Genomic DNA, 15,592 nt, shown 5'->3' with positions numbered 1-15,592 from the left:
AAGCTCACCCATGCCCGTTGAACCCGCGACCGGCAACGACGACATGACGCCGGGCACCCGCGCCGTCGCCTCCGTCCCGGCCGCCCGCCGCTCCCGCGGCACCCCGCCGTGGGTGCTGATGTACCACTCGGTCGCCGACGTCACCGAGGACCCGTACCACGTCACCGTCTCCCCCGACCGGCTGCATCGCCAGCTGGGCTGGCTGCGCGGACGCGGACTGCGCGGCGTCGGTGTCGCCGAGCTGCTGCGGGCCCGCGCGGCCGGCCGGGGCGCCGGCCTGGTGGGGCTGACCTTCGACGACGGCTACGCCGACTTCCTCTCCGACGCGCTGCCGCTGCTGCGCCGCCACGACTGCACCGCCACGGTGTTCGTGCTGCCCGGCCGGCCCGGCGGGGAGAACGCCTGGGACCCGCTCGGGCCCCGCAAACCGCTGCTGACCGAGGACGGTATCCGCGCCGTCGCGGACGCCGGCCTGGAGGTCGGCTCCCACGGGATGCTGCACCTGGACCTCACCACCGTCGACGACGGCACGCTGGAGCGGGAGACCGCGGGCAGCCGGACACGGCTCGCCGGGGTGACCGGACGGGCCCCCGACGGTTTCTGCTACCCGTACGGCACCGTCGACGCGCGGGCCGTGGCGGCGATCCGCGCGGCCGGCTACCGGTACGCCTGCGCCATCGACCCCGGCCCGCTGACCTCGCTGCACGCCCTGCCGCGGGTCCACATCGGCGCCTCCGACACCTCCTGGCGGCTGCATCTCAAGCGCGCGCTGCACCCACTGCGCCGCCGTCCCCTCCCCACCGAAGAGGCCGCCCCGGCCGCTACCGCTGGAGGTTTCCGATGAAAGTTCTGCACATCATCACCGGCCTCGAAGTGGGCGGTGCGGAGCAACAGTTGCGGCTGATGCTGCGGCGGCTGCCGGTGTCCTGCGAGGTCATCACCCTCACCAATCCGGGCCCGGTCGCCGAGGGCATCGAGGCGGACGGCACCCCCGTCCACCACCTCGGCATGTCCGACAACCGGGACCTCACCGCGCTCCCCCGCCTGACCCGGCTGATCCGCAGGGGCAACTACGACCTGGTGCACACCCACCTCTACCGCGCCTGTGTCTACGGCCGGATCGCGGCCCGGCTGGCCGGTGTACGCGCCGTGGTCGCCACCGAGCACTCGTTGGGCGACGCGGTGATCGAGGGCCGCCGGCTGACCCGCGGCGTCCGCGGGCTGTACCGGGCCACCGAGCGCCTGGGGGCCGCCACGGTCGCCGTCTCCGACACCGTCGCCGCACGGCTGGTGCGCTGGGGAGTGCCCGAGCAGCGGATCCACGTGGTGCCCAACGGCATCGAGGCCCACCGCTTCGCCTTCGACGCGGACGCCCGCACCGCCACCCGCTCCCGGCTGGGGCTGCCGCCGGACGCCTTCGTGGTCGGCGGCGTCGGGCGGCTGGTTCCCGGCAAGCGGTTCGACGTCCTGGTCCGCGCGGTCACCCAACTGTCGGGCGTCCACCTGCTGTTGGCGGGCGAGGGGCCCGAGCGGGACACCCTGCGGCGTCTGGCGGAGCAGTTCGGCGCCGGTGACCGCATCCACCTGCTGGGGCAGCTCGGCGGCGCGGTCAGCCCCTCGTCCCCCGCCGCCGGCCCGGGCGACGAGGTCGACATCCCCGACCTGCTGTCGGCGATGGACGTCTTCGTCTCGCCGTCCGCGGACGAGGCGTTCGGCCTGGCCGTGCTGGAAGCGCTCGCCGCCGGACTGCACGTCCTGCACGGCAGCTGCCCGGCCGTCGACGAACTCCCCGCCGACCAGGCCCCCGGCGCCCACCGGTTCCGCGCCGGTGCCTACGAGCTGTCCACCGCGATCCGCGAACTGCGACGCACCGGGCCCGGCCGGCTGCCGGTGCCGCCGGTGGTGGAGCACTACGACATCGCCCGCAGCGCGGAGTCGCTCATGGCGGTCTACCAACAGGCCCTCGCCGGGCCGGCGGTGAAGGCCGCGCACCCCGGGTCTGCCGTCCCCGCGGCCCACCCGCCGGAGCCGTATCCCTCGAACGTGTCACTGCCCGACCCGTCCCCGTCCCCGAGCGACCAGTCGCTCTCCAAGAGGTGAGCATCATGATGGACGAGACCGTACGGGAAGAATCCGCCACTCCCGCGCCGGGTGCGCGGCGCGCGGGCGGCCGGCTGCGGGCGCGGTTGCGCCGGCTGCCCCACTGGTGGCCCCTGCCGGTGTGTGCCCTGCTGGGCGCGGCCGGTGGCCTGGCCTTCGGGGTGTCGCAGCCCGCGCAGTACGCCGCGACGAGCTACGTCGTGGTGGTGCCCGCGAAGGGCTCCGACGCGGCCACCGCCCTCGGCTTCGCGCAGGCGTACGGCCGGGTCGCGACCAGCGGGGCGGTGCTCGCCGACGCGCACCACGTCTCCGATGTGCCGCTGGCCGCGCTGCGCGGCGGGGTCCGCGCGACGACGTCGCCGGACGCCCCGATGATCGAGATCACCGGCACCGCGGCGGCCCCCCGCGCCTCCGCCGACATCGCCAACGCGGTGGCCCGCTCGCTGGCCCGGGCCGGCAACGGGACGGCCATGCGCACCGGCGCCAAGCTGATGGTCTTCTCCCCCGCCACGTCCCCCGTCGCCCCCTCCTCCCCGTCCGTGCCGATCGCCACCGAGGTGGGGGCCTGCGCCGGCGGCCTGATGGGCGGGCTGTTGCTGCTCGTCCGGCCCCGCGAGCGGCGCGGGGCACTCCGCGGCGCCACCGTGCCCGCCCCGGCGCACGGCCCCGCACCCACGCCGGGTGCGAAGACCACGGCCAGGGAAGCGGCGCGATGACGGCACAGCGGACCGCGTGGAACCTGTCGGCCGCGGCGCCCGTACCGGGCGTCCCGAAGGCGCCGGCGCCGCAGACGACGGTGCCGGCGCCCTCGCGGGCACCGGCGTGCGAGAACCCGGACACCGTGGAGACGGTGGTGTGCCGCGATCCGGAGCAGTTCGCCGCGCTGGCCCCGGAGTGGCGTGCGCTGCACGGCCGTTGCCGGGCCGCCACCCCCTTCCAGAGCCATTCCTGGCTGTACTCGTGGTGGCTGTCGTACGGCGTTCCGGGGCGGCTGCGGGTGATCCTGGTGCGTCGTGGCGGCCGGCTCGTCGGGGCCGCGCCGCTGATGCTGACACACCGTCCGCTGCCGGTGCTGGTGTCCCTCGGCGGCAGCATCTCCGACTTCTCCGACGTACTGCTCGACGACTCCTGCGCCGCACTCGCGGCCGGCGCGCTCGCCGAGGGGCTGCGCGATGCGGCCCGCGGCGCGCTCGTCGACCTGCGGGAGGTCCGCCCCGGCGCCGCCGCCGAGCAGCTCTACGCGGCCTGGCAGGGCCCGCGCCGTTCGCTCGTCGACTCGGTGTGCCTGGAGCTGCCCGGCGTGTCCATGGACGCGCTGCTGCGGCGACTGCCCGGAGCCCGCGCCCGAGGCGTACGGGGCAGGCTGCGCAGGCTCGACGCCCTCGGTGTCGAGGAGCGTTCCGTGCCGGCCCATGAGGTGCCCGTCGCGGTGGAGACCTTGCTGCGGCTGCACGGGCTCCAGTGGCAGGGGCGCGGGGTGACGCCCGAGCATCTGCGGCCGCGGTTCGCCGAGCACCTGGTGCGCGCCACCCGCGAGATGGTCGGCAACGGCGAAGCGGAACTCACCGAGTACCGGATGGACGGCCGGGTGATGGCCACGGACATCATGCTGCTGTCCGCGGACCTGGCGGGCGGCTACCTGTACGGGGCGGACCCCGAACTGCGTGCCAGGAAGGTGGACATCACCACCATGCTCATGCGTCACGACGCACGCCACGTCGTCGGCACCGGCCGCACCATCCTCAGCCTGCTGCGCGGCACCGAGCCGTACAAGCTGCACTGGCGCCCGGAGCCGGTGACCAATCAGCGGCTGCTGCTGGCCTCCCGCGCGCTGCGTCCGGCGCTGGGCCTGTACGCGGCGCAGGTGACCGGCCGTGCGCTGGCGGCCGGCGTCGTCCGCAGCCGGATGACGCCGGTCCGCGGTCTGCGGTCCCGGCTGAACACCTGGCAGGCGAAGGGTGTGTGCAGGAAATGACCCTCCGGTCCACGGTCCGTCGGGCCCGCCGGGACCGGCGGGCACTAGTCCGTCTTCCCCAGCAGCCGCTCCAACAGGTCGATCCGGATGCACAGCCTCCGGGTACCGAACCAGCGCTCGACGCGCTCCCCGAGGTCGAGGGGGAAGCAGTTCTCCCGCCTGCCGGGCGGCGTCGGGCGTGCGGGGGACGGCGCGGGCTCCGGCAGGTCGTAGAGCGCGGAGCGGTACGCGCGGGAGGAGCGCGGATTCTCCTCGCACTGCCAGACGCCGTGCGGGCAGTAGTCGGTGATCGTCTGGTAAAGCGGCTTCTGTTCGTCGATCCAGTCCAGCATGCGCCGGACGAATTCGTCGTTGTCGCCGTTACGGAACAGTCCCCATTCGGGGTACGAGATGTCCTTGTCGTGCTCGTCGGCGAAATCGACCTGATCCTGGAGCCCGTACGGTTCCTCGATCATTTCGTCGAATGTCATTCCGGTCGGCTGGTCATAGGAGTCCATGCCGATGATGTCCACGACGTCATCGCCCGGGTAACACTTGGTCCAGCCGATGGCGTCCCGGCCACGGTTCGGCGTGAAATCGAATCGGAAATCCTCCCCCTCAACCGAGCGCATCGCGGCCACGATGCGGTTCCAGTACTCCTTCCAGGCTTCCGGGTCGGGTCCGCAGCGATGCGTGTAGGTGACGCCGTTCATCTCCCAGCCGAGGGTGATGACGGTGTCCGAAAGTCCTTGCTCCACCAGGTTTTCCGCCAGTCGGCGGAAATGGTGGTCGAAGTCTCCGTCCGCGGCGTACTGCAGCAAGTCGCGGACGTCGTCGTCGGACACGCCCTCCTCGTTGCGCTCCATCATCGGCACGTTGAGCACGAACAGCCGGTCCTCGTCCTCGCCGCGCCAGTCCGCCCAAGGCCGGAGGAAGTCCGGGTGCCCCTCGATGTTCGCCCACCGGTCCCCCGGCAGATAGGTGTGGCCGACCCCGATGTCCGTCCCGCCGAGCCAGTCCTGAAGGTCGGGCATCCGCCGCACCCCCTCCTCGTCGGATCCAAGGAAGGCGCCCAACGATGTCGAGGGCGTCGAGACCGCGGCGGAATTGCGTGCGTCGTCCTTCTCGGCGGCGTGATCGGGTACGGACACAAGGCTGCAGGAGGCGAGCAGGCTGATGGTCATCGCCCCGAGAGCAGCGCCCGTCAGCCTCCGGCTTCGCTGGGACATAGTGACTCCTTTGGAGACGCCCGCTGTTCGGCGTCCGGTTCCTGTGACGGTAATAGGGAGATCTCCCATTTCGGCCGCCTGAATGCATTCTGATAGCCCATTAGCGAATTGCATCCCCCACACGGTCCATCGAAGTGAAGGACTCCCCTCATGCCATCGTTCGACACCGATGTGCCCGCCCTGTTGCTCAGACTCGACCCCAACCCCTTTCATCACGGCACCCTGGGAGCGATCAGATCACTGGGCCGGTCCGGAATCGAGGTCCATGTCGTCGCGGCCGCCGCCGGCGGTCCCGTGGATCGATCGCGATACCTGTACCGGAGCCACGAACTCCCACCGCCGCCGGTGGCCGATATCCCGTTGCTGGAAAAGCTGCGTGATATTTCCGAACGCATCGGCAGCCCCGCCGTACTCATCCCCATGGACGACCGGGGCGCCATTGTCGCGGCCCGGCTCGCAGGCCGGCTCCTGGGCCGCTATCTGCTCCCCGACCAGCCCGCCGACCTGCCGGAGCGGGTGGCCGACAAGGCCGAACTCGCCCGCCTCTGCAGGGAGCTGGACGTGCCGCACCCGGCGACCTCCATCCCCGGCAGCGCCCAGGAGGCAGCCGACGCGGCGACCGAGCTGGGGCTGCCCGTCATCGCCAAGTGGAGCCGCCCCTGGCTGCTGTCACCCTCCACCGGACTGCGCAGCACCACCCTGGTGCGCACCCCCGACGACGCCCGCAGGCTGTACGAGCGGTCCGAACGCGCGGGCAGCGCCCTGCTACTGCAACGGCAGCTTCCCGGCGGCCCGGACACCGACTGGTTCTTCCACGGCTGCTTCACGCACGGCGGCGGGTGCCTGATCGGCGGCTCGGGGCGCAAGGAACGCGCCTGGCCGCTGCGCACCGGGCTGACGGCGGTCGGCCGCTGGCTGCCGAACCCCCAGGTGGAGCAGGCGTCGTTGCGGCTGGCCCGGCATCTGGGCTACCGCGGCATCCTCGACCTCGACTTCCGCCGGGACGCCCACGGGCGCTACCACCTCCTCGACTTCAACCCCCGGCCGGGCGCCCAGTTCCGGCTCTTCACCGACCCCTCCGGCCTGGACGTGGTCCGCGCGCTGCATCTGGACCTGACCGGCCGCGAGGTGCCCGGTCGCAGCAGTACGCCCGGGCGCGTCTTCCGCGCCGAGAACTACGCCCTGCTCTCCGCCGTCACCGCGGCCTTCGGCGAACGGCCGCGGGCCGCACTGCCGGACGTCCCGCGCGGGCGCCCGGAGGTGGAGCGGGCGTGGTTCGCCGCCGATGACCCGCTGCCGTTCTTCGCGATGACCGGCGCCTGGCTGCGCCGCGGCGCCCGCAAGGGCGCGTACCGGGTGCGCGCCGCGGCACCGGGCAGCACACCGCACACCGCCCGCGCGGTCACCACGCACCGCGTCGGCGCACCTCAACAGCCTTGACCATCCCTGGCCTTGACGTGCCCCGCCGGGACCCCGGCGGGCGACGCCAGGCCGACCGCACAATGAGAAAGAGCAGGGACTCCCATGTACGACCTCGTGGTGGTGGGCGCCGGCCCCTACGGACTTTCGATCGCCGCACACGCGGCCGCGTCCGGGCTGAGCCTGCGGGTGCTGGGACGGCCGATGGCCTCCTGGCGCGATCACATGCCCGGCGGCATGTTCCTCAAGTCCGAACCCTGGTCCTCCAACCTGTCCGCCCCGGGCGGTGACCACACCCTCGCGGACTACTGCGCGACCCACGACGTGGCCGTACGCCACGGCGTCCCCCTCCCCATCGGCACCTTCACCGCCTACGGCCAGTGGTTCGGGGAGCGGGCGGTACCGCAGGTCGAGGAGGTCACCGTCACCTCCGTACGGCCGGACTCCGGAGGCTTCCGGGTGGAGACGGACGCCGGCGAGACCATCGCGGCCCGGACCGTCGTGCTCGCCATCGGCGTGATGCCGTTCGTCCACCGGCCCGAGCCGCTGCACGGCCTGCCCGCGGAACTCGCCTCGCACAGCAGCGACCACCACGACCTGAGCCGCTTCGCCGGCCGGGACGTCACGGTGGTCGGCTCCGGACAGGCCGCCCTGGAGACCGCGGCCCTGCTGGCGGAGGAAGGCGCCCGGGCCCGCATCCTGGCCCGCGCCGACCGGCTCAACTGGAACACCCCGCCGCAGCCCTTGGAGCGCGGCCGGCTGCGCGCGCTGCGCGATCCGCACAGCGGTCTGGGCACCGGCTGGCCGAACTGGGTCTGGTCGGAGATCCCCTGGGCGGTGCGCAGGCTGCCGGCCGCGGCGCGGGTGCACATCGCGGAGACCGCGCTGGGCCCGGCCGGCGCCTGGTGGCTGCGCGACCGGTTCGAGTCCGCGGTACCGGTCCTCCTGGGGCACCGGATCCGGGCCGCGGCCACCCGGGACGGAGGAGTGCGCCTCGGCCTCACCAAGAGCGACGGCGGCACCGAGACCCTGGACACCGAGCACGTGCTGGCGGCCACCGGCTTCACCCCGGACCTCGGACGCCTGCGACTGCTCGACCCCCATGTGCGCGGCACGCTGCGGACGGTGGGCGGCAGCCGGGCGCCGGAGCTGACCGCCGGCTTCGAGTCCTCGTGGCCCGGCCTGTTCTTCGCGGGTCTGCTGACGGCGCCGTCGTTCGGCCCGTCAATGCGCTTCGTGTACGGCGCGACGTTCACCGCGGACCGGTTGATGCGCGGGGTGCGGCGCCGGCTGGGCGACCGGCCCGGCGGCATCACCATCCCCCGTCCGGCCAGGGACGGCGCCCCGGCCGTCGCCGACCCGGCGCCGGGTGCGCCCGCCGGCGGGCGCATCCACTAAACGCCGTCGCCACGAGGGGCCGCCCGGTTCGCCCGGGCGGCCCCTCGCCGTTCACCGCCTCATTGACAGCGGTCGACGGCCTCGATCGTGCGGGCCGCCTCGCCCAGCGCCTCGCGCAGCACGGCGGGGTCGGTCGCCGCGGCGAACGCGCCCTCCGGCGGGACCAGCCAGCCGGTGCCCGTCACCGGGGACTCGATGACGGCCCCTTCCTCACCGCAGGCCGCGGTCAGCGCGAGCCCGCGGCCGTGGGTCTGCGTACAGGCGCTGCCCGGCACGTCCCACCCATCGGCCGTGCCGGGCGGCACCAGAAAGCCCAGAGTGTGACAGGCGCCGTCGTGCAGCACCGGACCGACGCCGTCCCGCAGCCGGAGGATGTCGACGGCTTCCATGCCCTGCCGGGCGGGCACCGTGACGAGGTCACAGGGCTGCGCCGGGTCGGGCAGTCCGGTCCGCTCCCGGAGGGGGTGGTGGCCCGGGGCGGCCGCGATGGCCGGTGCGCCGCCCGCCACGGTGTGCCCCGTACGGCCGGCGCCCCGGGCCGCGGACCCCTTGACGCCTCTGCTCACGCCGGTCTCCCACACGGAGAACCCCTCCTCATGCACGCACCGCACCCTTTACATCGTCTTCAACGGCGTGGCGCGTCAACGGCTACGGCGGCGTAACGCTGCAAAGGATGGCACTTCATGGCGGATCGCGGGAGAGATATCCGATTCGTGGCCAAACTCTGTGTGGCGACACCGTCACAGCTAGTACGGTCGTCCCGCCGCACCGCCAGACGCGGCAGAGTACGAAAGATGGCACGGAGAGGGCACGGAGAGGGTCCGCCATGGCGTCGCAACCAGCACGATCAGCGTCGTCCCGCACCGTATCCGCCCGCCCGAACACCGCCTTCCGACAGCTGCGCGGCAGGCTGTCACCGGGCGAGTTCGCGGCGGCGGTCCGTCGGTCCGCCCGTGAGATCGGCGAGCAGGTCTCGTGCGACGCCCGCTATGTGGGTCGCGTCGAGTCCGGGGAGATCCGGTGCCCGAACTACGCCTACGAGCGGGTGTTCCGGCACATGTTCCCCGGCCTGACGCTGCCCGACATGGGGTTCGCGCCACGCGAGACGGTACGCGGACGGGGGGCGCGTACGGCGACGACCGACACCGCGCCCCTGGCAACGGACACCGACCACCGCGATACCTGTATCCAGATCTGCGAGGAGAGCGACGTGCTGCGTCGCGCGTTCATCACCGGCGGCCCGGCGGCCGCCCTGGGCATCACCACCCTGCATCCCCTGGGAACCGCCGCCTTCGCCGTCCCCGGCCCGCGCTCACCCGGCAACCGGGCCGGCGCCACCGAGGCGACCGCAGTCGAGGAAGCCGTCCGGCGGATCCGGCTGCTGGACGACCGGCACGGCGCGGAGGGCATCTACCGCCGCGCCACCCAACCGCTGCGCACCGCGTACGAGTTGCTGGACTCCGACGTCCAGCGCCGCTCCGTCGCGGACCGGCTGCACTCCGGGGCGGGGGAACTCGCCATCACCGTCGGCTGGTTGGCGCACGACTCGGGCCGTTTCGACGACGCCCGCTCGCACTACGCCGAGGCATTGGCCACGGCCCGGGTCTGCGGCGATCCCGCCCTGGAGGCACACGCCTTCTGCAACACGGCCTTCCTCGCCCGTGACGCCGGCCGGCCCCGCGAGGCGGTACGGGCCGCGCAGGCCGCCCAGCAGGCCGCCAAGCACCTCGGCTCACCCCGTCTGCTGTCGCTGCTCGCCCTTCGGGAGGCGGGCGGCTGGGCGGGGCTGGCCGACCGTACGGGCTGCGAGCAGGCACTGGTCCGGGCGCAGCGCCTCTTCGCGGGCGGGCCGTCGGACAACGATCCGGAGTGGATGACCTTCTACGGCGAGGCCGAGCTGGAGGGCCTGGAAGCGCAGTGCTGGTCGGCCCTGGGCGAGCGGGGGCGCGCGGCGGAACACGCACACCGGGCGGTGGCCCTGCAGGACCCTCATTTCAGCCGCAACATCGCCCTGTTCACCGCGGAACTCGCGGCCAATCTCGCGGCCGGCGGGGCCCCCGAGGAGGCCGCCGCGGCCGGCAGCCGGGCGCTGACTCTGCTTCAGCAGGTCCGCTCGGCCCGGATCCGCACGATGCTGGACGGCACGGCCCGCACGCTGCGCCCGCACCGCGACCTCGCGCCGGTCGCGCACTTCCTGGACCGGCACGAGGCATCGGCCGAACCGGCGGATCCGACGGGCCGTCAGCCGGCCTGAGGCCGGGCCGTCGTCAGCCCAGGTGCCCGGTGTCGTTCCAGCGTTCGATCGCCGGCTCCCCGTAGGCCCAGCCGAGCACCGACAGGGACGTCGGCTCCAGGCGGATACGGGCCCCGAAGGAGATGTCCAGCCCCAGCCAGCGGGCGCCCAGCGCGCGCAGGATGTGGCCGTGCGCGAATACCAAGACATCACGGCCGTCGCGGTCGGCGGACCGGGCCCACGCCACGACCTCGTCGACCCGCGCCGAGACCTCGGCGAGCGTCTCCCCTTCCGGGACCCCGTCCCGCCAGATGAGCCAGTCCGGCCGCCCGGCCTTGATCTCGGCCGGCGTCAGCCCCTCGTACGCGCCGTAGTCGACCTCCATCAGGGCGTCCCACTCCTGCGCCCGGTCACCGAAACCGGCCAGCTCGCAGGTCTCCTTCGCGCGGACCAGCGGGCTGGTGCGGACCTCGACGTCCGGCAGGCCGTTCCAGGGCGTGCGGTGCAGCCGCTCCCCCAGCAGCTTGGCGCCGCGCCGGCCCTCGTCCAGCAGGGGAATGTCCGTCCGGCCGGTGTGCTTGCCGGAAAGGGACCACTCCGTCTGCCCGTGCCTGGCCAGGAGAATGCGCGCTGCCATGGGTCGTACCTCTCGCCGGTCACCCGGCTTGTCGTCGCTCGGTGCGGGCCGGCCTGCGGCATGCCGCCTGCGCCGACCACGGGATCTCCATCATCGCGCATGGGGTCGTTTTGTCCGTGGGCGGGGACGGCGGCGGAGTTCCTCGGGGGGATCCTGCGGCCACTCGCCCCGCATGTCGGTGCCGGATGCGAGACTTCCGCAGGTGAACGTTTCCCGCGACAGCCGACCCGCGGCAGCCGCACCGCAGGCGGCGCAGCCGACGACGACGCCGAGCCCGCGGCCGGGGGCACCTGCCGGCATCGGCCGGGGCAGGCTCACCGAGCTGCGCGGCCCCGGCGTGCCGCCCCGCTCGCTCGACGCACGCGCCCTCGCCGCGCTCGCCGCCAACCCCGGCTGTCGCCGCCGCGCGCTGCTGGACGGCGCGGGTATCGACAAGAGCGCGCTCGCCCGCGCGCTCGGCTCGCCCGCGGCGTACGGCCAGTCGCAGTTCGCGCTCGTCCGCGGCAACGCGTTCGAGGCGCGGGTGAAGGCCGACGGCGGGCAGGACCTGATGCGCCTGTTCCACGAACGGCTGCGGCCGGGCACCCCGGCGCCCGAGGCCGAGGCGGTCGCCACCCCCGATCTCTCCGCGGCCGGCCCCGAGGGCCGCGCGGCCCGTACCGCGCTCGCGCTGCGCGAGGCGACCGCGGCCGGCGGCTGGGCGCTGCTCGACCATCCGATGCTGGTGGTCGAGGTGGCGGGCTCGCCGGCCTACGTCGAGCCGGACGCGGTCGTGGTCCATCCGGACGGCAGCTGGACGGTCGTCGAGATCAAGTCCTTCCCGATGATCGACGGCGCGGCGGACGCCGCCAAGGTGGGCGCCGCGGCCCGCCAGGCCGCGGTGTACGTCCTCGCCCTGGAGACCGTCGCCGGGCACGTCACCGCGCGGACGGGCCGCGAGGTCCGGGTTCGCGACCGGGTGCTGCTGGTCTGCCCCAAGGACTTCTCCAACCTCCCCACCGCCGCGGCCGTCGACATCCGCAAGCAGCTGGCGACGACCCGCCGGCAGCTCGCCCGGCTCACCCGCGTCGAGGAGATCGCCGCCGAGCTGCCCGAGCGGACCACCTTCGACCTGCGGCTGGCGGACGACGGCAAGACACCGACCCGGCCGCCCGAGGAGCTGACGGAGGCCGTCGAGGCGGTCGACGCGGCCTACGCCCCGGAGTGCCTGGCGGCCTGCGAGCTGGCCTTTCACTGCCGCAAGCACGCCCGCCACGCCGGTGCGGTGGAGACGTTGGGGCGGGGCGTGCGGGGCGAGTTGGGCGGTATGCGCACCGTCGGCGAGGTGCTCTCCGCGTCCTCCGCGGTGCCGGGCCCGCGGAGCGCGGACGCCCCGGGCGCGGACGCCCCGGGCGCGGACGCCCCGGGCGGGGATGCCGGGGGCGCCTGCGACGACCCTGCCGTGACGGCCCTGCGCAGAGCCGCCGCGCTGCGAGCGGAGGCGCTGGCCGACGCGGCGCGGCCCGCCGGCTCCCGGGCCGCAGCGGAACGCCCCGAGGAGCCCGAGGAGCCCGGATGTCGCTGATCGAGACGCTGGCCCGGATGGAGGCCGTGGCGGCCGGCCGGGCCCAGCCGCTGGCCACGGTCCGCCACCGCCATCTCTCCGACCGCCCGCTGGTCCTCGTTCCGCTGACCACCGCGGGCGAGGCGGGCGCCCCGCTGGGCGCCCTGGTCGGTACGGACCGCGAGAAGCCGCTGCTGCTGGCCGTACCGCAGCCCCGCGACCGCGATCTGCGGTTCGCGTTCCTCGCCGAGCTGGCCGAGTCGGTGCTGCCCTATGTCGACGGCTTCGCGGACGGCATCGAGTGGGAGGAACGCAAGGAGACCGACCCGGAGACCGGCAAGAAGGTGGCCGTCCAGGTCGAACTGTGCGCTGACGCGCCGCAGTTGATCGTGCCGAGCGCCGCCGGCATCGACTTCGTACGGCTGCTGGGTCGTTCGATGCGGTTCCGGCGGACGGCCGAGCAGGAGCCGGAGGCGCCGTATCCCGCGCCGCCGCATGTCCCGCTGCTGGGCCGCTGGCTGACGCACTTCGGCGAGCGGGCCCGGGTGCCCGGCGCCTGTCTGCTGCTGTCCATGACGGGTCTGCTGACCCGTCATTGGGCGACCGGCCAGAGCATGTTGGAGGACCAGCACCTGGGGGCGCTGCTCGCCTGGATCGACCCGCCGGAGGGCATGTCGGGCCGGGCGGCGGCGGAGCAGGCGGAGTCCGCGCGGGACGAGCAGGGCCGGCTGCGGTGCCCGCCGGCCGGCCCGGCCACCGACCCGGCGTTCGACAACCGGCTGCTCGCCCCCGCGATGGCCCGTTATGACGCCGGGCTGCCGGGCGCGGAGGACGAGGTCCGCGCGCTCGTCGAGGGGCAGTTGCGGCCGACTTGGGACGCCGTCTGGCAGGGCATCGATCTGCTGCGCGGCCTCCCCGCGGGCCCCCGGGGCGCCGACCGCTGGAAGCGCGACCGCTGGTCCTACACCGCGCACCGCGACCGGGTGCGCGCCGGGGAGCCACCGCAGCCCAAGCAGGACGACGCGATCACCGCGGCCCGGAAGCTGTCCTCCCGGGAGACCGCGCAGGCACAACTGGACGCCCAGGAGGCGCTGGACGATCCACTGGTGATGGCCGGGCGCAGGCTGGCGGGTGAGGCGCTGGTCGGCACGGTCACCGCGGTCGAGATGGCGTTCTCCGACGGCAAGCGGCCGATGCCGCGCCCGCTGGTCACGCTCCGCACGGCCGACCGGCCGCATCTGGCGGAGCGGGCCAAGCTGCACCGCCCGCTGGCGGACGGCAGGACGCAGCCCGCCGAGTTCGTCGCGTTCGCGGCGGACGAGCCGGGTGCGCTGGTGGTGCGGCTGACCGGCGGGATGGGGCGCGGCAGGACGCCGGAGCCCGGTTCGGTGCCCGAGCCGGACGACACCGTGTGCTGGACGCTGTTCGAGCACGCTCCACGCGGCGGCCCGGAACTGCCGGACCCCGAGGACACTCCCTGGACGCACGGCGGCCCGCCGCCGGACGCCTCCGGTGCGGGCGCGCCCGCGGACACCCCCGACCCCGTCACCGCGGAGGATTTCCTGTGACCGGCGACCGGCACCCGGCAGCCACCGGCATCCTGGAGGGTCCGGCATGACGGCACTTCAGCTCTCCCACGGCGCGGGCTCCTTCGACCCGGGTGCGGCGGCCGCCGCGGCGACGGACGCGATCCTCGCCGACACCCTGCACGGCACCGAACGCGGTGTGGTCGTGGACTCCCCGCCCGGTGCGGGCAAATCGACCCTGGTGGTCCGCGCGGCCCGCGAACTGGCTGCGGCGGGCCGCCCGTTGATGGTCGTCGCGCAGACCAACGCACAGGTCGACGACCTGGTCCTGCGGCTCGCCGAGAAGGACCCGCAGCTGCCCGTGGGCCGGCTGCACAGCAGCGAGCCCGGCGCGTTCGACCCGGCGCTCGCGGAGCTGCCCGCGGTCCGTACGTCCGCGAAGGTGGCGGATCTGGCCGGGATGGACATCGTCGTCTCGACGGCCGCCAAATGGGCGTACACCAAGGTCGAGGAGCCGTGGCGGCACGCCATCGTGGACGAGGCGTACCAAATGCGCTCCGACGCGCTGCTGGCCGTCGCCGGGCTCTTCGAGCGGGCGCTGTTCGTGGGGGATCCGGGGCAGCTCGATCCGTTCAGCGTGGTCGGCGGCGACCAGTGGGCCGGGCTCGCGTACGACCCGTCGGCGAGCGCGGTGTCCACCCTGCTGGCGCACAATCCCGGACTTCCGCAGCACCGCCTGCCGGTGTCCTGGCGGCTGCCGGCGTCCGCCGCGCCACTGGTGTCCGCCGCGTTCTATCCGTACACGCCGTTCCGCAGCGGCACCGGCCACGGCGACCGCCGGCTGGCGTTCGGGGTGGCCGGGGACGGTTCGGGTGTCGACCGGGTCCTGGACGAGGCCGCGGAGTCCGGCTGGGGGCTGCTGGAGCTGCCGGCCCGGCACACGCCGCGGACGGATCCGGAGGCGGTGCGCGCGGTGGCGTCCGTGGTGCGGCGGCTGCTGGACCGTGGTGGCGCCGCGACCGGGGAGAGCTCCCCCGACCCGGTCCCGCTGACGGCCGCCAGGATCGCCGTCGGCACGGCCCACCGCGACCAGGCGGCGGCCGTCCGCGCCGCGCTCGCCGACGCGGGGGTGACGGGTGTCGCGGTGGACACCGCCAACCGCCTTCAGGGCCGCGAGTTCGACGTGACGGTCGTCCTCCACCCGCTCTCCGGCCGCCCGGACGCGACCGCCTTCCATCTGGAGACCGGCCGGCTGTGCGTGCTCGCCTCGCGCCACCGGCACGCCTGCATCGTGGTGTGCCGGGCCGGGGTCGCCGAACTGCTGGACGAGCACCCCTCGACGGAGCCGGTGCAGCTCGGCGTGACGGTCAAGTTCCCGGACGGCTGGGAGGCCAATCACGCCGTCCTGGCCCATCTGGAGGAACACCGCGTCGCCTGGCGCCCCTGAGCCGGGCCGCCGGTCGGCACCGTCGGCCCCGGTCCGGGGCTCCGGGCGGGCCGGACCGGCAGGCCCACTTGCGCGGGGCGGGACAATGGAATGCGGCACACGATCC

Annotated in this window: 13 protein-coding genes; 10 read left to right on the top strand and 3 right to left on the bottom strand. The window is 74.3% G+C overall.

Annotated elements, in window-relative coordinates; translation table 11 throughout:
* Window positions 1-10 precede the first annotated feature (10 nt).
* The 4 genes from ACH4FH_RS30275 to ACH4FH_RS30260 are packed head-to-tail and all read left to right on the top strand — an operon-like array spanning window position 11 to window position 4,075.
* Window positions 11-844 carry a polysaccharide deacetylase family protein gene (locus ACH4FH_RS30275; protein ID WP_398559132.1) on the top strand — a complete coding sequence of 278 codons (834 nt, stop codon included), beginning with the start codon at window positions 11-13 and terminating at the stop codon, window positions 842-844.
* The gene (locus tag ACH4FH_RS30270; protein ID WP_398559131.1) at window positions 841-2,100 is read left to right on the top strand and encodes a glycosyltransferase; all 1,260 of its coding nucleotides are present in this window, start codon (window positions 841-843) and stop codon (window positions 2,098-2,100) included. Before ACH4FH_RS30275 ends, ACH4FH_RS30270 begins: the two co-directional genes overlap by 4 nt.
* A 5-nt stretch (window positions 2,101-2,105) precedes the next feature.
* Window positions 2,106-2,816: a lipopolysaccharide biosynthesis protein gene (locus tag ACH4FH_RS30265; protein ID WP_398559130.1), complete on the top strand. Its 711-nt coding sequence runs from the start codon at window positions 2,106-2,108 to the stop codon at window positions 2,814-2,816.
* Complete coding sequence (locus tag ACH4FH_RS30260) at window positions 2,813-4,075, top strand: GNAT family N-acetyltransferase (protein ID WP_398559129.1); 1,263 nt, start codon at window positions 2,813-2,815, stop codon at window positions 4,073-4,075. Before ACH4FH_RS30265 ends, ACH4FH_RS30260 begins: the two co-directional genes overlap by 4 nt.
* 44 nt (window positions 4,076-4,119) lie before the next feature.
* Here the strand turns inward: ACH4FH_RS30260 and ACH4FH_RS30255 are convergent, their stop codons facing one another.
* Window positions 4,120-5,283, bottom strand: a complete 1,164-nt coding sequence (locus ACH4FH_RS30255) for a glycoside hydrolase family 26 protein (protein ID WP_398559128.1) — start codon at window positions 5,281-5,283, stop codon at window positions 4,120-4,122.
* A 150-nt stretch (window positions 5,284-5,433) separates the two neighbouring features.
* Between ACH4FH_RS30255 and ACH4FH_RS30250 the strand changes: the two genes are divergently transcribed.
* Window positions 5,434-6,723 carry an ATP-grasp domain-containing protein gene (locus ACH4FH_RS30250; protein ID WP_398559127.1) on the top strand — a complete coding sequence of 430 codons (1,290 nt, stop codon included), beginning with the start codon at window positions 5,434-5,436 and terminating at the stop codon, window positions 6,721-6,723.
* Between the two features lie 84 nt (window positions 6,724-6,807).
* Window positions 6,808-8,100 carry an NAD(P)-binding domain-containing protein gene (locus tag ACH4FH_RS30245; RefSeq protein WP_398559126.1) on the top strand — a complete coding sequence of 431 codons (1,293 nt, stop codon included), beginning with the start codon at window positions 6,808-6,810 and terminating at the stop codon, window positions 8,098-8,100.
* A gap of 59 nt (window positions 8,101-8,159) precedes the next feature.
* On the opposite strand, the gene ACH4FH_RS30240 is transcribed toward ACH4FH_RS30245, so the two are convergent.
* The gene (locus tag ACH4FH_RS30240; RefSeq protein WP_398559125.1) at window positions 8,160-8,702 is read right to left on the bottom strand and encodes a hypothetical protein; all 543 of its coding nucleotides are present in this window, start codon (window positions 8,700-8,702) and stop codon (window positions 8,160-8,162) included.
* 224 nt (window positions 8,703-8,926) lie between these two features.
* Between ACH4FH_RS30240 and ACH4FH_RS30235 the strand changes: the two genes are divergently transcribed.
* Window positions 8,927-10,354 carry a tetratricopeptide repeat protein gene (locus ACH4FH_RS30235; RefSeq protein WP_398559124.1) on the top strand — a complete coding sequence of 476 codons (1,428 nt, stop codon included), beginning with the start codon at window positions 8,927-8,929 and terminating at the stop codon, window positions 10,352-10,354.
* Between the two features lie 13 nt (window positions 10,355-10,367).
* Here ACH4FH_RS30235 and ACH4FH_RS30230 read toward each other — a convergent pair whose 3' ends face one another.
* Complete coding sequence (locus tag ACH4FH_RS30230) at window positions 10,368-10,970, bottom strand: histidine phosphatase family protein (protein ID WP_398559123.1); 603 nt, start codon at window positions 10,968-10,970, stop codon at window positions 10,368-10,370.
* Window positions 10,971-11,142: 172 nt separating this feature from the next.
* Here ACH4FH_RS30230 and ACH4FH_RS30225 point away from each other — a divergent pair, with 172 nt between their 5' ends.
* From ACH4FH_RS30225 to ACH4FH_RS30215, 3 genes are read left to right on the top strand one after another with little or no spacing between them, the layout of a single operon-like run.
* Entirely contained in the window at window positions 11,143-12,534 is a 1,392-nt protein-coding gene (locus ACH4FH_RS30225; RefSeq protein ID WP_398559122.1) for a hypothetical protein, read from the top strand.
* A complete protein-coding gene (locus tag ACH4FH_RS30220) occupies window positions 12,525-14,081 on the top strand; it encodes a hypothetical protein (RefSeq protein WP_398559121.1) in 1,557 nt (518 codons plus the stop codon). Before ACH4FH_RS30225 ends, ACH4FH_RS30220 begins: the two co-directional genes overlap by 10 nt.
* Window positions 14,082-14,127: 46 nt before the next feature.
* Window positions 14,128-15,486, top strand: a complete 1,359-nt coding sequence (locus ACH4FH_RS30215) for an AAA domain-containing protein (RefSeq protein WP_398559120.1) — start codon at window positions 14,128-14,130, stop codon at window positions 15,484-15,486.
* Window positions 15,487-15,592 lie beyond the last annotated feature (106 nt).

Source organism: Streptomyces sp. NPDC017993, assembly GCF_044328065.1.
In the GTDB taxonomy this organism is placed as follows: domain Bacteria; phylum Actinomycetota; class Actinomycetes; order Streptomycetales; family Streptomycetaceae; genus Streptomyces.
The sequence above is the reverse complement of the archived record's forward strand: the minus strand, read 5'-3'. Positions and strand labels throughout refer to the sequence as shown.